19 protein-coding genes and 2 pseudogenes are annotated in these 18,768 nt (G+C 69.9%); 9 read left to right on the forward strand and 12 right to left on the reverse strand.

Going from position 1 to position 18,768, the window contains the following annotated elements; genetic code table 11:
- Positions 1-17: 17 nt before the first annotated feature.
- From EV186_RS30480 to EV186_RS30495, 3 genes are all read right to left on the reverse strand, one after another.
- A complete protein-coding gene (locus EV186_RS30480) occupies positions 18-1,637 on the reverse strand; it encodes a tol-pal system YbgF family protein (protein ID WP_166659396.1) in 1,620 nt (539 codons plus the stop codon).
- Positions 1,638-1,953: 316 nt separating this feature from the next.
- Positions 1,954-3,147 carry an RNA polymerase sigma factor gene (locus EV186_RS30490; protein WP_133853115.1) on the reverse strand — a complete coding sequence of 398 codons (1,194 nt, stop codon included), beginning with the start codon at positions 3,145-3,147 and terminating at the stop codon, positions 1,954-1,956.
- Complete coding sequence (locus tag EV186_RS30495) at positions 3,144-3,515, reverse strand: YciI family protein (protein WP_133852919.1); 372 nt, start codon at positions 3,513-3,515, stop codon at positions 3,144-3,146. The genes EV186_RS30490 and EV186_RS30495 overlap by 4 nt, the downstream gene beginning before the upstream one ends.
- A 109-nt stretch (positions 3,516-3,624) precedes the next feature.
- Between EV186_RS30495 and EV186_RS30500 the strand changes: the two genes are divergently transcribed.
- From EV186_RS30500 to EV186_RS30515, 4 genes are all read left to right on the forward strand, one after another.
- Positions 3,625-4,068, forward strand: coding sequence for a YybH family protein (locus EV186_RS30500; protein ID WP_133852920.1), 444 nt, complete (start codon positions 3,625-3,627; stop codon positions 4,066-4,068).
- Between the two features lie 71 nt (positions 4,069-4,139).
- Entirely contained in the window at positions 4,140-5,525 is a 1,386-nt protein-coding gene (locus tag EV186_RS30505; protein WP_133852921.1) for an MFS transporter, read from the forward strand.
- Between the two features lies 1 nt (position 5,526).
- A complete protein-coding gene (locus tag EV186_RS30510; protein WP_133852922.1) occupies positions 5,527-5,958 on the forward strand; it encodes an SRPBCC domain-containing protein in 432 nt (143 codons plus the stop codon).
- A complete protein-coding gene (locus tag EV186_RS30515; protein WP_133852923.1) occupies positions 5,948-6,283 on the forward strand; it encodes an ArsR/SmtB family transcription factor in 336 nt (111 codons plus the stop codon). Before EV186_RS30510 ends, EV186_RS30515 begins: the two co-directional genes overlap by 11 nt.
- 186 nt (positions 6,284-6,469) lie before the next feature.
- On the opposite strand, the gene EV186_RS30520 is transcribed toward EV186_RS30515, so the two are convergent.
- From EV186_RS30520 to EV186_RS30540, 5 genes are all read right to left on the reverse strand, one after another.
- Entirely contained in the window at positions 6,470-6,949 is a 480-nt protein-coding gene (locus EV186_RS30520; RefSeq protein ID WP_133852924.1) for a hypothetical protein, read from the reverse strand.
- A gap of 162 nt (positions 6,950-7,111) precedes the next feature.
- Positions 7,112-8,314 carry an acyl-CoA dehydrogenase family protein gene (locus EV186_RS30525; protein ID WP_133852925.1) on the reverse strand — a complete coding sequence of 401 codons (1,203 nt, stop codon included), beginning with the start codon at positions 8,312-8,314 and terminating at the stop codon, positions 7,112-7,114.
- A gap of 15 nt (positions 8,315-8,329) precedes the next feature.
- A complete protein-coding gene (locus tag EV186_RS30530; protein ID WP_133853116.1) occupies positions 8,330-9,625 on the reverse strand; it encodes an acyl-CoA dehydrogenase family protein in 1,296 nt (431 codons plus the stop codon).
- Between the two features lie 95 nt (positions 9,626-9,720).
- Positions 9,721-11,115, reverse strand: a complete 1,395-nt coding sequence (locus EV186_RS30535; protein ID WP_133852926.1) for an amidase — start codon at positions 11,113-11,115, stop codon at positions 9,721-9,723.
- On the reverse strand, positions 11,102-12,091 hold the full coding sequence (locus tag EV186_RS30540; protein ID WP_133852927.1) for a D-2-hydroxyacid dehydrogenase: 990 nt from the start codon (positions 12,089-12,091) through the stop codon (positions 11,102-11,104). Before EV186_RS30540 ends, EV186_RS30535 begins: the two co-directional genes overlap by 14 nt.
- 201 nt (positions 12,092-12,292) lie before the next feature.
- Here EV186_RS30540 and EV186_RS30545 point away from each other — a divergent pair, with 201 nt between their 5' ends.
- From EV186_RS30545 to shbA, 5 genes are all read left to right on the forward strand, one after another.
- Complete coding sequence (locus EV186_RS30545) at positions 12,293-12,784, forward strand: DUF3830 family protein (RefSeq protein ID WP_133852928.1); 492 nt, start codon at positions 12,293-12,295, stop codon at positions 12,782-12,784.
- A gap of 8 nt (positions 12,785-12,792) precedes the next feature.
- Positions 12,793-13,554: a maleate cis-trans isomerase family protein gene (locus EV186_RS30550; RefSeq protein WP_133852929.1), complete on the forward strand. Its 762-nt coding sequence runs from the start codon at positions 12,793-12,795 to the stop codon at positions 13,552-13,554.
- 178 nt (positions 13,555-13,732) lie between these two features.
- A complete protein-coding gene (locus tag EV186_RS30555) occupies positions 13,733-14,512 on the forward strand; it encodes a maleate cis-trans isomerase family protein (RefSeq protein WP_243754391.1) in 780 nt (259 codons plus the stop codon).
- 16 nt (positions 14,513-14,528) lie between these two features.
- On the forward strand, positions 14,529-15,185 hold the full coding sequence (locus EV186_RS30560) for a GntR family transcriptional regulator (protein ID WP_133852930.1): 657 nt from the start codon (positions 14,529-14,531) through the stop codon (positions 15,183-15,185).
- 271 nt (positions 15,186-15,456) lie between these two features.
- Positions 15,457-16,128 (forward strand): RNA polymerase sigma factor ShbA, encoded by a 672-nt coding sequence (gene shbA / locus EV186_RS30565; protein WP_133852931.1) that lies wholly within the window; start codon positions 15,457-15,459, stop codon positions 16,126-16,128.
- A gap of 388 nt (positions 16,129-16,516) precedes the next feature.
- On the opposite strand, the gene EV186_RS30570 is transcribed toward shbA, so the two are convergent.
- The 4 genes and pseudogenes from EV186_RS30570 to EV186_RS40855 all read right to left on the reverse strand — a co-directional run.
- On the reverse strand, positions 16,517-17,740 hold the full coding sequence (locus EV186_RS30570; RefSeq protein WP_208115861.1) for an RNA polymerase sigma factor: 1,224 nt from the start codon (positions 17,738-17,740) through the stop codon (positions 16,517-16,519).
- On the reverse strand, positions 17,737-18,078 hold the full coding sequence (locus EV186_RS30575; RefSeq protein WP_133852932.1) for a YciI family protein: 342 nt from the start codon (positions 18,076-18,078) through the stop codon (positions 17,737-17,739). The genes EV186_RS30570 and EV186_RS30575 overlap by 4 nt, the downstream gene beginning before the upstream one ends.
- An 87-nt stretch (positions 18,079-18,165) precedes the next feature.
- Positions 18,166-18,597 (reverse strand): annotated as a pseudogene (locus EV186_RS30580) (DinB family protein); the annotation flags it as partial.
- Positions 18,598-18,607: 10 nt separating this feature from the next.
- Positions 18,608-18,721 (reverse strand): annotated as a pseudogene (locus EV186_RS40855) (maleylpyruvate isomerase N-terminal domain-containing protein); the annotation flags it as partial.
- Between the last annotated feature and the right edge of the window lie 47 nt (positions 18,722-18,768).

The following is an 18,768-nucleotide window of genomic DNA, read 5'->3' on the forward strand; positions in this document are numbered from 1 at the left end:
GGTGGCTGGATACGCCCTTACCGGACGATCAGGAACTTGAACGCGAGTTGCACACCCGACTTGCTCGGTGTGATGTCCTGGTCACCGGGCGGTCCACCGGCGTAGCTCGTGTACGTGAACGACGCCGGGCACGACGAGCCGCTGATCTGGATCTTCGTGTCGGCCACGCGCTTGCCGGTGCGCAACGAGTACGCCTTGACCGGGATGGCGATCTTGTGGAATGCCACGCTGATCGTGCCGATGCCGCCGCTGTAGGTGTACGGGCAGGTGCGCACCACCGGGCCGGACTGGTGGTCGCCGAGGCACACCATGATCGACGCCTTGGTGAAGTCGCTGGTCTTCCAGGCCCCCGGCAGGTCGTCGACGTACTCGTCGGAGCCGAGGAAGAAGCCCCGGTTGGTGCCCTTCTTGTACGCGGGCGCCGCGCTGTACTTGGCGGGGGAGGAGCAGTAGGTGCCGTTGGTGACCAGCTCCTGGACGTGGTCGTGCTCGATGCCCAGCGCGGCCTTGGCGTCGCCGTCCTTCGCGTGCTGGGCGCCCGGGTCGTTCGGGTAGCGCTCCACCAGCTGCTGGTAGCGCGTGCGTGCGCTTTCCCAGCTCTCCCCGGCCATCATCTGATCGCCGCAGCCGAGCAGCGCGTTCGGTTCGACCTTCGGCAGCACCGCTTTGACGCGGTCGAGCCGGTCGCCCGCGGGGTGTGTCGCGCGCAGCCAGTCGGTGATCTGCGCGGTGCGGCACGCGTCGGGCGTCGGCAGGCCCTTGACGAAGCCGTCGAGCACCGTGTCGACCATGTGCTCGTGGCCGGGCAGGACGGCCAGCACCCCGCGCAGGGTGAGGAAACCCTTGTCGAAGTCGACCGATTCGCCGGTGGCCAGGCCGTGGTCGAGCTCCTGCTTCGCGGTGGTCAACCGGGTGCAGGCGTCGGCGGTCTGCGCGCTGCGCACGGTCATCGGGGCGTCGACGATGTGGTGGGCGAACCAGATGTCGTCGATGGCGCCCTGCGCCTTCGGGCAGTCGCCGGCGGCGCGCGCGTCGTCGAGGTCCGATTCGATGGAGACGGCGTTCCACCGCAGCAGGGCGACGACGAGGATCACCGGCACCGCGACCGCGACGGCCGTGAGCCGTTGGTTGCGGGACTTGACCTTGTGCGCGCCGCGGCCGGCGAGGAACCAGCCGTGCGCGATCAGCGCCACCCACCAGACCAGGAAGACGATCTCGAACCAGGTGGTGCGCCAGGTCGTGGCCAGCAGCACGAGCAGGACGGCGGTGAGGAAGATGCTGAGGATGGCGACGACACCGCGCCGCATGAGGAAGTAACCGACGCCCAGCAAGGAAGCGTTGCCGATGGCGGCGGCCAGCGGATCGTTGGACCGGATCCGCTTGAACGGCGCGGTGACCGGGTCGTTCCAGGTGGGGTTTTGGTACACGGTCTGCTGGGGCTGAGCCGGCCCAGGGATCTGCACCGGAATGCCTTGGGGCGGCGTGGAATCCGGGTCGACCGGCCCAGCGGGAACCGCAGGCGCGGGCGTGCCGGCAGCCGGTTCGGCGTGGGACACCACCGGAGCCGGCTGGCTCGAATCCGACGCCGATTCGGCGGCAACAGCGGCTTCGCCGGGCGCCGATTCCGGTGCACTCACCGAAGGCTCGGACGCCGGGGTCGCTTCGGCGGCGTCAGGTGATGCCGATTCGGCGGCGGAATCCGCCGCAGGCTCTGCGGCCGGTTCGCCGGCTGGGGAACCCGGGGCCTCGGCGCCTTGCGGGCTTTCCGTCGGCGCGGGGTTCTGGGCCGATTCGCGCTCAGCGTTGTCCGGCACCGGTTCGCCCTGCGGCGACGGGTTTTCCATTGGAGATTCCCTCGTGACGAAGCGGCGGCAGCGACCCGTCCAGTGTCACGGGACCCGGTGGGGAGCGGTCCCGGATGAGGCCGATCTGTCCGGTTGCTGCCAAGCTTGATCAGCTTAGCGCGGCCGCCCGTGCACTCAGGTACCGCCGCTCGGGGACACTCAGCGTCCGCTCCGCTGCCCGTGCGTAGTGCTCGCGGGCCGTGGCCCGGTCGCCGGCTCGTTCGAGCAGGTGCGCCCGCACGGCATCGACCCGGTAGTGACCGTCCAATTCGGACTCGACGTCGGTCAGCTCGGCCAGGGCGACCGCTGGGCCACGCACCATCCCGAGCGCGACGATCCGGTTCAACGTCACCATCGGACCCGGCGCCACGGTCGTCAGCACCTCGTACAACCCGAGGATCTGGTGCCAGTCGGTGTCTTCCGCCGTCGGTGCCTCGTCGTGCAGGGCGGCGATCGCGGCTTGCAGTTGGTAGGGCCCGATCGCCGCGGTGGCCAGGGTTCTGGTGATCAACGCGACGCCTTCGGCGATGGCGTCGGCGTTCCACCGCGAGCGGTCCTGCTCGGCGAGCGGCACCAGGGTCCCGTCGGCGTGCGTGCGCGCGGGCCGGCGCGCGTCGGTCAACAACATCAACGCCAGCAGCCCGGCGATCTCCCCGTCGGCGGGGACTTGCGCGTGCAGCTGCCGGGTCAGCCGGATCGCCTCGGCGGTCAGCTCGACCCGGTTCACCGCGTCGCCGGAGCTGGCCGTGTGGCCCTCGTTGAAGATCAGGTACAGCACGTGGCGCACCGCGGCGAGCCGCTCGTCGTCGGCCGGCATCCGGAAGTGCGCGCCCTCGGCCTTGATCCGCTGTTTCGCGCGGCTGATCCGCTGCCCGATCGTCGACTCGGGAACCAGGAACGCGCGGGCGATCTCGGCCGTGGTCAGGCCGCCGACCGCGCGCAACGTCAGCGCCACCTGCGACGGCGTGGTCAACGCGGGGTGGCAGCACAACACCAGCAGTTGGAGCGTGTCGTCCTCGGCGGGCGGCGGCTCCGGGTTCGCCGGCGGCGCGTACGCGACGACCGCCTCCTCGCGCCGGCGGCGAGCGGAATCGTTGCGCCACAACTCGATCCGCCGCCGGGAGGCCACGGTGATCAGCCAGCTCTTGGGGTTGTCCGGCAGACCGGCGGGCCACTGCAAGGCGGCGGTGAGCAACGCCTCCTGCACGGCGTCCTCGCACGTGTCGAAGTCGCCGTAGCGGTGCACGAGGGCCACGAGGACCTGCGGCGCGAGTTCGCGCAGCAGGTCCTCGATGCCGGTCACAGATCCCACGCGCTCATGTCCAGCACGGGCCGCACTTCCACCTCGTTGTACTGCGCGTCGGGCATCTTCGCCGCGTGGTCGACGGCGCGCTCGATCGACTCGCACTCGACCAGGTAGAACCCGGCGACGTACTCCTTGACCTCGGCGAACGGCCTGTCCGTGGCGATGGTCTGGCCGTCGCGCACCGTCACCCACTTGCTCGCCTCCGGGCCGGGCAGGCCCTCGGAGACCACGAGTTCGCCCGAGGCGGCGAGGTCCTCGGTGCACCGCATGTGCCCGCGCCCGAACTCCATGCGCTGCTCGTCGGTCATGGTCTCCCACACCGCGCGCGATTTCGGGTTGCTGTGGATCAGGATCAGGTACTTCACGGTGTCTCCTCCGGATTCGTGGAAATTCTTGCACCGGGGACGTCGAAGCCGCCGGTACCGCTTCGACGTCCGGGGTGTCACGAACCCATCGAGGGAAGGAACACCCCCCATGACCAGCACTGTCGTCACCGACGAGACCCAGGTCCGCGACGTCCTCGCCCGGCTGGTGACCGGGATGCGCGCGGGTGACGTCGACGGCCTGATCGCCCGCTTCACCCCGGACGTCGTGCAGTACTCCCTCGCCCCGCCGCTGCGCCAGCCCGAGGCCCGCGACGCCGACCGCCTGGCCGCCTGGTTCGGCACCTTCGCCGGCCCGGTCGACTACGACCTCACCGACCTCGAGGTCTTCGTCGGCGGTGACATCGCCTACGCGCACGGCATCGCCCGGCTGACCGCGACCCCGGCCGGCATGACGGAGCCGTTCACCTTGTGGTTCCGGCTGACCGTGGGCCTTCGGCGCGACGCCGAGGGCTGGAAGGTCGAGCACGAGCACCAGTCCGTGCCCTTCCACATGGACGGCTCGTTCCGGGCGGCGGTCGACCTCGAGCCCTGAGGCCTCCGGTTGACGCAACCGTGCGGTTGCAATAGGGTTGCAACCGCACGGTTGCTATCCAAGGAGGAACGATGACCGGAACGACCTTCACCGGGCGACAGCGGGTGGTCCTGCTGGTGCTGCTCGGCGCGGGCTTCATGCTGTCGGTGGATTTCTCGATCTTGAACGTGGCGTTGCCGCAGGCCGGGGCCGGTGTCGGCATGAGCGGGGACCAACTCGCGTGGATCGCCTCGGCCTACGCCCTGCCCGCCGCCGGGTTCACGTTGTTGTGCGGCAGGCTCGCCGACCTGTGGGGCCGGCGCCGGATGCTGATGTCCGGCATGGTGCTGCTGGCGGGCGCATCGCTGCTCGGCGGCTTCGCCGGGGACCCGACGACCCTGTTGGTCGCGCGGGCTCTGCAGGGCTCGGCCACCGCGCTGACCCTGCCGGCCGCGATGTCGCTGCTGACCACGACGTTCACCGAAGGCGCGAAGCGCGAGCGCGCGCTGGGGCTCAACGGTGCGCTGCTCTCCGGTGGGTTCACCGTGGGCGCGCTGGTCGGTGGGACGCTGATCAGCGCCGCGGGCTGGCAGGCCGCGTTCTTCGTCAACGTGCCGGTCGCCATCGTGGTGCTGATCGTCGCGCCGCTCGTGCTGACCGAGAGCAAGGCGACCGAACGCGTCCGCCTCGACGTGCCGGGTGCGATCACCGTGACCGCCGGGCTGCTGTCCCTGATCTACGGCGTCGTCGAGCGCAGCGTGCTCGCGGCGGGCGTCGGCGTCGTGCTGCTGATCGCGTTCTGGGTGATCGAGAAGCGGGCGGCCGCGCCGCTCGCGCCACTGCACATCCTCGGCCGGCCGTCGGTGAAGTGGGGCAACTACGCGGGCTTCGTCATCTTCTGCGTCGAGCCGGCGATGATCTTCGTGATGACGTTGTACCTGCAGCAGGTGCTCGGCCTGTCGCCGCTGGCCACCGGGCTGGTGTTCGGCGTGCCGGGGCTCGCGTCGGTGGCCGCGGGGCTGCTGGCCGGGCGCATCATCGGCCGGTTCGGCACCCGCACGGTGCTGACCGTGAGCATGGCCGTGCAGGGGCTCGCGATCGTCCCGCTGGCGTTCCTGGGGGCCGACCGGGCGGCGCTGTTCGTGGTGGTGCCGGCGTTGTTCGTCGGGTTCTTCGGGCACGTGGCCGCGATCGTGGGCTACACGGTGACCGGCACGAGCGGCCTGCCCGACGCCGAGCAGGGCCTGGCCACCGGCCTGGCCACGATGACGCAGCAGGTGGCCATCACCGTCGGCATCCCGGTGCTGAGCGCGGTCGCCGCGACGCAGGCCGTGCAGTTGACCGGGATCCGGCTCGCGCTCGGGGTGGCGGCGGCCGCGGTGCTGGTGAGCGTCCCGTTGGTGCGGCGTGGGTTGCGTCTGCGCGTCGAGGCGCCGAGCACTACGGTCACGTCGGACTCGCTGCTCATCGGAGGCTGACATGGGATTCCCCGACCGCATCGAGCGAACCCTGGAGCTCGCGCACCCGCCCGCGAAGGTCTGGGCCGCGATCACCACGGCCGAGGGTCTGGGCACGTGGTTCGGCAACAAGGCCACGGTGGACCTGAGTCCCGGTGGCGCCGTCGAGATGTCGTGGAACGACGGGCCCACCAAGACGTTGCGGGTCGAGCGGGTGGAGGAGCCCGCGGTGTTCGGCTTCACCTGGCAACCCGACGGCGTGCTCGACGACGACCCGCGCCGCACCTACGTCGAGTTCACCCTGGAAGCCGTGGGCGCGGGAACCCGGCTGACCGTGGTCGAGACGGGGTTCGCGCAACTGGCCGACGAGGCGTACGCGATCGGCTTCCCCTCGCACACCGAGGGCTGGCCACGCGAACTGGCCGAGCTTGTCGAGTACCTCGATGCCGCCTGAAACCGACACCGAGGCGGTCGCCGAGCAGGTCTTCACCGCCCTGGCCGACCCCAGCCGCCGCGCCATCCTCGCGGCGCTGGCCGAAGTCGGCCCGGCCACGGCGACGGACCTGGCCGGGCGGCTGCCCATCACCCGCCAGGCCATCGCCAAGCACCTCGGGTTGCTGACCGAGGCGGGTTTGGTGAAGGCGGAACCGGGTGAGCGGCGGCGGGTGCGCTACCGCCTGCAGTCGGCACCGATGCGGGTGGCCCAACAGTTCCTGGCCGCCCTGGCCCGCGACTGGGACAGCCCACTGGCCGCCCTGAAACAACACCTGGACGGCTAGCTACTTGAGCTCGGCGCTTGTCTTCCCGGCAGGGATCGACATCCTGCTGACCCTCCTCACCGACCGGTGCTCCACCAGGGACCACGCCATCTCGCCTGCGGGCCAGCCCGCTCCACACGGGAATCAGCCGCTAGATCCCGCCAGGCGGGAGCAGGGGGATGGGTCCTGAGCTGGGGGTTCATGCGGTCACGACCACTCGGGTCGCACGATGCGTGCGGATGCCTCTCGGATTGGCTCGCTTGGGACGTTCACGACCGCGCCGTCAAGCTGATTCGGTGGCCAGGAGAGGACGAGCACGACGTTTCCTGACGGAGGCGGGCTGTCCACGTGGATCACGCCGTTGCACTCGTCTTCAGTGACGTGGCCGCCAATCATGACGTCTTGCGGTACGTCGTCATGCAAGATGTGAAGATCCAGCGCTTTCAAGCGCTCTTCGTCTCGGTGCGCCATGAGCCGAAGGTCAAGCAGCGGATAGCGATGGGAGGTCCGGGCTTCAAACTCAAGACAATATCGGTCACCCCAACTTCGGAATGCCGGGACCGTGAAGCTTAGGTCGGCCGATTGTATGCCCAGCGTTGGCGTGAAGAGGCCGTAGGCGGGAATGGGCTTCTGCGTGGACTGGCCCTGAATACTGCTGTCTTCGGGGCCGGGAGGTTCATAGGTCATCAGCGGGTCGCCCACTTATGTTGGTAGGTCCACGCATTATCCGCGACCTCGCAGTCTGACGATGGCCTGATCTTGAAACCGGGCGTTCAGGCTGCGTACGGCGACGGCCCCTCGGTCTTAGTTGGACGCGAGGGGCGTGGCCGATTCCCGTTGTAAAACAAGCTATTTCAGTTCGGCTGACGTCTTCCCGAGCAACCTGCGGGCCACGATCAGCTGCTGGATCTGTTGTGTCCCTTCGAAGATGTCAAGAATCTTCGAGTCGCGAGCCCACTTCTCCAGCAGGGAGTCCTCGCTGTAACCGGCGCCGGCGGCCAGCTCGACGCAGCTCAACGTGATGTCCGAGCCCGCCCGCCCCGCCTTGGCCTTCGCCATCGAGGCCTGCAGTGAGTTCGGTTTGCGGTTGTCGGCCATCCACGCGGCTTCCAGCGACAGCAGGTACGCCGCTTCCCAGTCGGCCTCCAGCTGCAGGAACCGTGCCGCGGCAGCGTGTTGGGTGTTCGCGGGCCGGTCGTAGTCGATCTCGATGCCGGCCTCGGCCAGCACCCGGCGGGTCTCCTCCAACGACGCGCGGGCCACGCCGACGGCCATCGCGGCGACCAGGGGGCGGGTGTTGTCGAAGGTCTGCATGACGCCCGCGAAACCCTTGCCGGTCTCGATTTCCGGGCTGCCCAACAGGTTCTCCACCGGCACGCGGACGTTGTCCAGCCGGAAGTGGGCGGTGTCCGACGCCCGGATGCCGAGCTTGTGCTCCAGGCGCACCAGTTCGAAGCCGGGCGTGTCCCGGTCCACCACGAACGACTTGATCGCGGCCTTGCCCTTCGACCGGTCCAAAGTGGCCCACACGACCACGCAGTCCGCCCGTTCGCCGGAGGTCACGAAGATCTTCTCGCCGTTGAGCACGTAGTGGTCGCCGTCCAGCACGGCCGTCGTCCGGATGGCGCCGGAGTCCGAACCCGTGTCGGGTTCGGTGATGGCCATGGCGGCCCACTTGCCTTCGTAGCGCTTGAGTTGCTCGTCGTTGGCGACCGAGGCGATCGCCGCGTTGCCCAAGCCTTGACGCGGCATGGTCAACAGCAACCCGACGTCACCCCAGCACATCTCCATCGTGCCGAGCAGCAGGCGCAGGTTGCCGCCGTTGACGTTGCCCTTCTCCGCGGCCGGAGAGCGCCGCACGCCACCGGCGCCCGCGCCACCGCCCGAGGCGGACAGCCCGTCCAGCGCGGCGGCCAGCATGTCCAGCTCTTTCGGGTACGTGTGCTCGTCGCGGTCGTACTTGCGCGAGTTCGGCCGGAAGAAGTGTTCCGCGGCCTGGTGCGCCTGGTCGACCAGCTGCTGGAACTTCTTGGGCACCTCGAGGTTGATCATGGAAGTCGCTCCGTTTCAGACGAGAAGGGTGCCCTCGGCGAGGCCGATCGCCCGCAGATCCCGGTACCAGCGCTCGACCGGGTGTTCCTTGACGAACCCGTGCCCGCCGAGCAGCTGCACGCCGTCCAGGCCGATCCGCATTCCCTTGTCCGCACACAACTTCCGGGCCAGCGCGGTCTCCCGGGCGAACGGCTTGCCCTGCTCCGCGCGCCCCGCGGCCCGGTAGGTCACCAGCCGCATGCCTTCGAGTTCGATGCCGATGTCGGCGACCATGAACGCCACGCCCTGCCGGTGCGACACCGGCTCGCCGAACGCCTCGCGCTCGTTGACGTAGGGGATCACGTAGTCGAGCACCGCCTGCGCCGTGCCCACGGCGAGCGCGCACCAGCCGAGCCGGCCGAGCCGCACGCAGTCGGCGTACACGGCCGGGTCGCCGCCGCCGAGCAGCGCCGACGCGGGCACCGCCACGTTGTCCAGGTGCAGCGTCCCGAGCCCGGCCGCACGCAGGCCCATCGACGGGTCGGCCTCGACGCTCAGCCCGGCGGACCCCGACTCGACGACGAACAACGCGGGGCCACGACCGTCGAGGTCGGCGGCCACGACGAACAGCTCGGCCTGCCCCACGCGCGGCACCATCGTCTTGACGCCGGTCAGCCGGAAGCCGTCCGCCGTGCGGTAGGCCTTGGTGCGCAAGGCGAAGGGGTCGAAGAGCGGTTGTCCTTCTTGGACGGTGAGGGCGGCGGCCGGGGCGTTCTCGCCGGTCAGGGCGGGCAAGTAGGTCGACTGCTGCTCGGCGTCGCCCCACTCGACGAGGGCGTTGGCGACGGCGGCGGGAGCCAGGCACGCCACCGCGATGCCCATGTCGCCGTGCGCCAGCGCCTCGGCGATCAGCACGGACGTGACCGCGGAGCGCTCCGCCCCGACGCCACCGAGTTCCTCCGGTACGCCCATCAACGTCACGCCGAGCTCGGCGGCCGCGCTGACCAGACCTTGGGGCGCCTCGCACTTCGCGTCGGCGTCGGGCGCGACCGGGCGCACCTGCTCGGCGGCGAACTCCCGCACCGTGTCGACGATCATCTTCTGCTCGTCGGTGGGGGTGATGTCGAAGAGGTCCTGCTCCGGGGCCTTGGGCAGCCGCGCGGGCTGGCCGAGCTTGCTCGCCGCGGTGAACGTGCGGCTCGTCGCCGCCGCCGTCCGGAACCCGGCGCGCGTGGCCTGGTAAAGCCCGCGCTCGACCGGTTTGCGCAGGCCAAGGCGGTCGAGCAGGCCGAGCCCGGCCACCCGGTTGAGCACCCCCAGTGCCGCGCCCATCGGGTCGCGCTTCTCCTTCGCCACGACGGCTCCCCGTTCTTACCCGTGAGTAGGAATCGGAACCTACTCTAGAGTAGTAAACGAGCCGTCGCCAATCAGGTTGCGAGCAGTGGGGGCTTCTTGTGCGTCCACGGCCGGGCTGTTTCGAAGGCGAGGCACGCGGTGAGCACGCGGGCGTCGGCGTGGCGGGGGCCGACCACCTGCATGCCGATCGGCAGCCCGGCCGCGGTGAACCCGCACGGCACCGAAGCCGCGGGCTGCTGGGTCATGTTGAACGGGTAGGTGAACGGCGTCCAGCTGGTCCAGCGGTTGCGGGACCACCCGGCGGGCACCTCGACGCCGGCTTCGAACGCGGGGATCGGCAGGGTCGGCGTGACCAGCAGGTCGTAGCGGCGGTGGAACTCGCCCATGATCCGGCCGAGTTCCATCCGGGTAGACGTGGCCGCGAGGTAGTCCAGGGCGCTGTAACCCCGGCCCTGCTCGACGATCTCCATCAGCCCGGGGTCCACATCGGACGTTGCCGGGAACGCGGCCACCGACGCGGCCGCACCGGAGAACCACAGCGTTTCGAAGGCGTCCACCGGGTCGGTGAACCCCGGGTCCACCTCGTCGACCTGCGCGCCGAGCTCGCGGAACACCCGCACCGCGGCGGCGACCGCGGCCGCCACCTCCGGGTTCACCCGCACGTAGCCCAGCGTCGGGCTGAACGCGATCCGCATCCCCGCGACCCCGTCGGCCAGCCGCTTGGCCACCGGCTCGGCCGGCGGGCCCGCCGACCAGTCGCGGGCATCGGCGCCGGACAGGACGTCCAGCATCAGCGCGCCATCGGTGACCGTGCGGGTGATCGGCCCGACGTGAGCGAGCGTGCCGAACGCGCTCGCCGGGAAGAGCGGGACCCGGCCGTAGGTCGGCTTGTGCGCGAACACGCCGGAGAACCCGGCGGGGATGCGCACCGAGCCACCACCGTCCGTGCCGACGGCGAGCGGGCCCATGCCCAGCGCCACCGCGGCCGCCGCGCCGCCGCTGGAGCCGCCGGCCGTCTTCGCCGGATCCCACGGATTGGTGGTGACGCCGCTGACCGGGCTGTCGGTCACGCCCTTCCAGCCCAGCTCGGGCGTGGTGGTCTTGCCGACGAGCACGGCGCCGTGCTCGCGCAGCCGGGCCACGGCGGGCGCGTCGACCTTCCACTCCTGGCCGGGATCGATCGTCTTGGAGCCGCGCAGGGTCGGCCAGCCGTCGGTGAGCAGGATGTCCTTGATGGACGTCGGCACGCCGTCGAGCAGCCCGCGCGGCTCGCCCTTGCGCCAGCGGGCCGCCGATTCGGCCGCCTGGGCAAGCGCGCGTTCGCCGTCCACCAGCAGGTACGCGTTCACCGCCGGGTTGAGCTGCTCGATGCGCGCCAGCGTGTCCTCGCAGGCTTGCACGGGGGACAACTCCCCGGACCGGTAGGCCGCGAGCAGTTCGGTCGCGGTCAGGTCAGCGGTCGACATGGGACTCCTCGGACTGCTTCGACGGCACGTACCCACGCCGCTTGTCCACGACGTTGCGCAGCGGGCGATCTTGGGTGAAGCGTGCCAGGTTGTCGGCGAAGAGCGCCACCAGCTCCTCGCGCCAGCCCAGCACGTCGCCGGACATGTGCGGCGACACGATGACGTTCGGCATTGTCCACAGTGGAGAGTCGGTGGGCAGCGGCTCGACGTCGAACACGTCGAGGGCCGCGCCCGCGAGTTCGCCCGCTGCCAGGGCGGCCACCAGCGCGTCGGCCACCACCAGCGGGCCGCGGGCGACGTTGACCAGGCGCGCGGTGTTCGGCAGCGCGGCCAGCGCCGTGGCGTCGACCATGCCCCGGGTCTGTTCGGTGAGCGGCGCGGCGAGCACGAGGAAATCGGTGTCCGGCAAGGCGTTCCGGTACTCCGACATGTCCAGCACGCGCCCGAAGTCCGGATCGCCGGCGCGAGCCGTGCGGCCGACCCCCGTCACCACCAGGCCCGCGGCGGTCAGCAGGCGCGCGGTGGCCCGCCCGATCGGCCCGGTGCCCACGACCAGGGCCCGCTTGCCGCCGATCCGCTCGGTCTCGCGGTGCACCCACCTGCGTTCGCCTTGCGCCCGCAAGGTCGTCGGCAAGTCCTTGGCCAGCGCGAGGATCGCGCCGAGCACGTACTCGGCCATCGGCTGGTCGAAGACACCGCGCGAGTTGGTCACCACGATCTCGCCCTCGAGCACGCCGGGGACCAGCACGTGGTCGACGCCGGCGCTCGCCGCGTGGACCCAGCGCAGGGCGCTCGCGCCGGCCCAGGCGTCGGCCAGCGCGCGCGAGCGGAAGTCCCAGACGAACAGGACCTCGGCGCCGGTCAGGGCGTCGGCGAGGCTCTCACCGGTGCAGTAGCGGACCGGGAAATCGCGCTCGATCCCTTGCATGGCAGGCGGTTTGTCCGCGTCGTGCAGGACCGTGACGGTCGGCGGCATGGAGGTCCGATCGAAGTCGAGGAAGTATTGACACGCTAGGAACGGCTCGTATGATTGTCAACAATCGGCGCGGACGGAGCAGCCCGCGAGAGGACGGCAGCGTGCTGCAAGACCGTCACGACGGATCCCAAGGCGCACTCCCAAAGCAAACAAACACTCGGGTGGGCTGCCTTCGCTCACCCCTGAGCTTGCGGGGTGAATATGTCTCGGCTCATGAAGATCTCCTTGGCGAAGCGTGGCGTGTCCTGTGTGGCGCGCCTGCTCGACAAGGACGCGCCACGGACCTGCGACGCCGTGTGGAATGCGCTGCCGCTCGGCGGCGACGCCTACCACGCGAAATACGCCCGCAACGAGGTCTACACGATGGTCGAGCGGTTCGCCGAGCCGGTCGGCCAGGAGAACCCGACGGTCACGCCCATCCCCGGTGACGTGGTCTTCTTCGACTTCAACGGCGGCATGCTCGACCGCGCGTTCAAGGAGGAGAAGGGGATCGACCAGCTGCCCGGCGTGATCGACCTGGCGATCTTCTACGGGCGAAACAACCTGCTGCTCAACGGCGATGTCGGCTGGGTGATCGGCAACGTGTACGGCACCATCGTCGAAGGCCTCGAGCAGATGGCCGAGGCCTGCAACGACGTCTGGCGGGCGGGCGCGATCGGCGAGCGGCTCGTGTACGAACGCCTCGACGGCTGAGCGCCGTCATGACGATCGACAACGTGGAGCTCATCGGCCCTGAGCTGGTGACCCAGCACGGGATCGGCGTCGTGGCGCCGTTCGACTTCGCGCTCGACCGCGAGCTCTGGCGCTGGACGCCGGACAACGTCTCCCTGTACATGACCAGGCTGCCGTTCGTGCCGGTCCCGGTGACGATCGAGATGGCATCCGAACTGTCCGATCCGGACCGGGTGAGCCGGGCGACCAAGGACGTCCTGGCCCCGGAACCGCTCGCGGTGGCCTACGCGTGCGCGTCCGGCAGCTTCGTGCACGGCATGCTCGGCGAGCGGCTGCTGGCCAAGAGCATGGTGGACGCGGGCGCGCCCGCCGCGACGACCACGTCCGGTGGGCTGGTCGAGGCGTTGGCGCTGCTCGGTCTGCGCCGGATCGCGGTGGTGACGCCGTACATCGACAGCGTGACCCAGCGGCTGCTGGCGTTCCTCGGCGAGCACGGGATCGAGTCGGTCGACAGCATCGGGCTCGGCCTGCTCAGCCACATCTGGAAGGTCGGGTACGCCGAGGTCGTGCAGGCCGTGCGCACGGTCGACCGGCCCGACGCCGAAGCGGTGTTCATCAGCTGCACCAATGTGCCGACCTACGACATCATCGCGCCACTCGAGCGGATGCTCGGCAAGCCGGTGCTCACCGCGAACCAGGTGACGATGTGGTCGGCGCTGCGGGCGGCCGGCTTCGGCGCGATCGCCGCGGAACAGCGCCTCGTCCAGGCCACGACCCCCACAGCCGCGTGATCGACGTAGCGAACCCCCACGGCTTCGGCCGAGGCCATATGATTGTCGACAATCTCAAGGGAGCGTCCCCGTGACAAACCACAACGGCCTCGGCCCGGCCTGTCTCGTGGAGGTCGGTCACGACCGGAGCGAGGCAGGCCATGAAGGGGCCGAGGCCCGCGCGAGCGGAGAGAGCGCAATCCCACACGGCGCCGAGGCCCGCCCGAACGGAGAGAGGGCCAACAACACGGCGCCCACCATTGGTTTCCTGTACCCCGGCTACAGCGCCGAGGACGACTACCCGGCCATCGAGGCGATGCTGGGCGACGTCCGGCTGCCGGTGGTGCACACCTTGATGCGCGAGGACGCGCACCGGGTGGACGCCCTGCTCGACATCGGCGGCAACGACGTGCTGAGCGTGGGCGCGGTGAAGCTGCGTCAGCTCGGCGTCGACGCGGCCATGTGGGCGTGCACGAGCGGCAGCTTCGTCTTCGGCTGGGACGGCGCGTCCGAGCAGGTCGACGGCGTGCGTGAGGCGGCGGGCGTGCCGGCGTCCAGCACGTCGTTCGCCTTCGTCCACGCGGCGCGGGCGCTCGGTGTGGGCAAGGTGGCGGTGGCGGCGACCTACCCGAAGGACGTGGCCGACCGATTCGTGGAATTCCTTGCGGGCGCGGGCATCGAGGTCGTCTCGCTGTCGTGCCGGGGGATCGTGACCGCGGCCGAGGTGGGCACGCTGGGGCGCGAGGACGTGCTCGCGTTCGTCACGGCCAACGACCACCCGGACGCCGAGGCGGTGCTGGTGCCGGACACGGCGCTGCACAGCGTGCGCTGGCTCGACGACCTCGAAGCGGCACTCGGCAAGCCGGTGCTGACCGCGAACCAGGTGACCGTGTGGGCCGGCCTGCGCCTGGCCGGTCACTTCGAGCCGAGAACCGGTCTCGGCTCGCTCTTCCGGGCCGGCGTGGCCCAGGTGAACTGAACAGAAGGATCGTGCGATGAGCGAACTCGGCGAGCTGGAACCGATCACCCGCAGGTCCACCGCCGCGATCATCGCCGACCAGCTCCGCTCGGCGATCATGTACGGCTCGCTGCCGCCGGGCTCCCAGCTGGGCGAGGCCGACCTCGCGGCCAAGCTTGGCGTGAGCCGCGGGCCGCTGCGCGAGGCCATGCAGCGGCTCGTCCAGGAAGGCCTGTTGCGCAGTGAGCGGCACCGGGGGCTGTTCGTGATCGACATGGACGCCGCCGACGTGCGGGACGTCTACCAGGCCCGGCTCGCGATCGAGCGCGCGGCGTGCCAGCTGGTCATGCAGGGCAACCGGGGCGAGGCGCTGGCGACGTTGTCGGCCGCGCTGGAGGGGATTCTTGAGGCCGCGGCCTCCCGTGACCGAATTGCAATGAGCGATGCGGACCAAGCCTTCCACCAAGCCCTGGTGGCGTGCTCGGGCAACTCGCGGTTGGTGCGGATGGCACAAACCCTGCTGGTAGAGACCCGGATGTGCCTCTCGGCGTTGCAGGCGCACTACCCCGAACCGGACGAACTCGTCGCCGAACACCGTGCGTTGGTCGACGCGATCGCAGATGGGGACGAAAGACTCTTGTTGGAGCTGATCGAGCGCCACATGCTCGATTCCATTGATCGACTCAACCCCTAGCCGGGTAACGGATTAATCGAGGTAGCGGCCCATTCGGGAGGTTTCTCACCGACAAGGTGCCGTCTCGGTCACTCCGAAACATGACACAAACGTCCGGCCAGGAGCATGTTGTGACCACTTTGCGTGATGGGTGGGCAGGGACGAAAGTCCCCCAGATGCAGCAAAAAGACCCCTAGTCGCGGATTGGTCCATGCTGTAGCGTCACGCAGCGTCAAGGAACACGGCACGAACGGCCCCGGCCGTACCGGCACACCCCCGTTGCCTTGATTTTATGCGCCGCCCCCGGGAACCATCCGGCGGTGCTCCCGGTTGGTGCGTGCGCAGGGAGAAACACGTGACATCTGGCCCGGTCGTTCAAAATTCAATCGCCCCTGACCTGAAGGGCCCCGACTTCCACAAAGTGGTCGTCGACGCACAGGCGGGCGACAGGGAGGCTATTGCGACGTTGTTCGTGCGGTTGCAGCCGGCAGTGCAGCGGTACTGCCGAGCCAGGATCGGCCGCTCGGGTTCGTCGTACTCCTCGGCGGACGACGTGACGCAAGAGATTTGCCTGGGTGTGCTTGGGGCGCTGAAGAAGTTCGCCGACGACCCGTCGTCGTTCTTGCCCTTCGTGTACGGCATCGCGTCGCACAAGGTCGCCGACCACTACCGCAAAGCAGGTCGTGACCGCACGGACCCGGTCGCCGACATGCCCGACCTCGTCGACCGCAACGTGGGTCCCGAGCAGTACGCGCTGCGCGGTGACCTGCGTGCCAAGTTGCTGCAACTCATGGACCGGCTCGCGCCGCGCCAGCAGGAAATCCTGCGGATGCGGTTGATCGTCGGTCTGTCGGCCCAGGAGACCGCGACGGCCATCGGCCTGACCGCGACCGCGGTGCGCGTCACCCAGCACCGCGCGTTGAACAAGCTCCGCGAACTGGCCGCGGGCCTGGACCTCCGCTAAACAGCGACACCTCAACAGACCGGCGCGTCGGCACCCCCGACGCGCCGGTTTTGTTTCGCCATCTTTCCCTCACCCCGCACCCCACCCATTCATTCCACATGAATACCTCCTTCCATCCCGCAAATTCCCAGCTCTCCCCACACCTCCCGCTCCGCCCTCACGGGAACTAGCCCGCTAAATCCCGCTAAAGGGACGGGGGTTGCGTTAGTGGCAAGAGTGCGTGGGCGAGGGTCGGACCTCTTCATTCATTCCGCATGCATGCGTGGGTGGTGGCGGGAAACTGCTGGTCAGCGGATCGGCGGGCTGGGAAGTGCGGGGGAATTAGCCTGCTGAACCCCTTGAAGCGTGAGGTGGGGGTTGTTACGAGGGGTGTGGGGAAGAGTTGGGGTCAGAGGGTGGCGAGGCGGCGGGTGAGGAAGTCGCGTTCGGCCGGGTTGGTGGTGAGGGCGAGGGCCTCGCGGTAGGCGGCGGCGGCTTCTTCGGGACGGCCCAGGCGGCGCAGGAGGTCGGCGCGGGTGGCGGGCAGGTAGTGGTAGTCGGCCAGGCGGGGATCGTCGGCCAGTTCGGTGAGCTCGGCCAGGGCGCGTTCGGGGCCTTGCGCCATGGACAACGCCGCGATGCGGTTCAAGGCGACCACCGGGGACTGCCAGACCGTGGCCAGCACGTCGTAGAGCCCGACCACTTGCTCCCAGTCGGTCTCCTCGTAGCTCGGCGCCTCCGCGTGCAGCGCCGCGATCGCCGCCTGCACGGCGAACCGGCCGGGACGCCCGCCGCGCAACGCGTCGAAGACCAGTTCGCGGCCCTCCTCGATGGCGACGCGGTCCCAGCTGGATCTGTCCTGTTCGGACAGCAGCAGCATCCGGCCGCCGGCGTCGGTGCGCGAACCGCGGCGGGCGTCGAGGAGGACCAACAGGGCGAGCAGGCCCGTCGCCTCGCGCTCGTCGGGCATCAGCGCGTGGACCAGGCGGGCGAGGTCGATCGCGAGCGCCGTCAGGTCGGCGCGGACCAATCCCTCGCCCCGCGGCGCCGTGTGCCCGGTGGTGTAGACCAGGTGGACCACGGTGAGCACGGCGTCGAGCCGGTCGGGCAGCTCCGCCGGGCCGGGTACCCGGAACGGGATGCCCGCGCCCGTGATCTTCTTCTTCGCCCGGGTCACGCGCGCGGCCATGGTCGGCTCGGACACCAGGAACGCGTCGGCGATCTCCCCGGTGGTCAGGCCGCACAACAACCGCAACGTCAACGCCACCTGTGCCTCACGCGCGAGCGCTGGGTGGCAACAGGTGAAGATCATCCGCAGCCGGTCGTCCGGCACGGCTTCGGGCCGGGGCGGCGGGTCGTCGGACGGCGGTTCGACCAGCAGCGGCAGCTTCGCGCGCAGGGTGCTCGACCGGCGCATCGCGTCCATCACGCGCCGGCGCGCCACGGTGGTCAGCCACGCGGCGGGGTTGCCCGGCACCCCTTGCCGGGTCCACACCTCGAGCGCAGCGACGTACGCGTCCTGCACGCACTCCTCCGCGAGGTCGAGGTCGCCGGCGACGCGCACCGTCGCGGCGAGCACGAAGGCCCACTCGCGCCGGTGCGCGTCCGCGACCGCGTCGGCCGGTTCGATCACTCGAAGACCATGACCGGCCGCACCTCCACGCCACCGAACTCCGCCGGGCACAGCTTGCCGACGGCGATGGCGGTGTCGAGGTCGGGCGCCTCGATCACGTAGTAGCCGCCGAGCGCCTCCTTGGTCTCCACGAACGGGCCGTCGGTGACGACGTCGCCGCGGATGGTGGTGGCCGTCGGGGTCGGCTGCAACGCCTCACCGCCCAGGAGCTTGGCGCCGTGCTCGGGCACCTGCTCGGTGAACCGGCTGTGCGCCTGCATGACCCGCTCGAACACCTCGGGCGTCGCGTTGGCGTACGACTCTTCGTTCTCGTAGATCAGGATCAGGTACTGGGCCATGTCGATCTCCTAGTTTTCGGAGGTCCATTCGAACACCCCTCCGTCGGATGGGGTCGGTGGGAATCGACAGCCTGTTCCAAGATTTTTTCAGCGAGTCCACTCTGGAGAGCGGCCGAGCAGTCCGATGAGGCGTTGGTGCGGGGAAGCGGTGTCCGCAACGTCCACTCGGTACGCGAACGCCGCGCCCGGCCCGCGCGACGGCGGTTCGTTCGGGATCCGCTCCGCGATCGCCATGCCCGCCTCGGTCAGCGCCGGGTCCGGTTCGCTGAGCCGATCCGGCCGGCCCAGCGCCCGCGCTACGTCCCAGCCGTGCGCCAGGTAGTCCACGAAGTGGAACCCGACCGCGATCTTGCCCGGGACCGCACGCCCGAACTCCGCGAGGTACACCTCGTCGTCGATGGACCGGAACGCTTCGGTCGCCTCGGCCGCCGATGCGACGAACGCCGCGTGCGGATCTTCCTCCAGCCGTCGCGGCTCCCAGTCCGATTTGTCCCGCGCACCACCGGAAGCGGCCGCCGCGAACCCCCTTGTTCTGCGCGACCAGGTGCTCGATCAACTCCATCAGGTTCCACGCACCGCACGGCGTCGGTGCGGACCAATCCGCGGGCCGCGCCTCGGCGATCAGCCCCGCGGTCCACGCCATGGCCAGCCGGTCCAACTCGACGATGTCGCTCACGATGTCAACCTAGC

The organism is Labedaea rhizosphaerae (genome assembly GCF_004362825.1).
In the GTDB taxonomy this organism is placed as follows: Bacteria; Actinomycetota; Actinomycetes; order Mycobacteriales; family Pseudonocardiaceae; genus Labedaea; species Labedaea rhizosphaerae.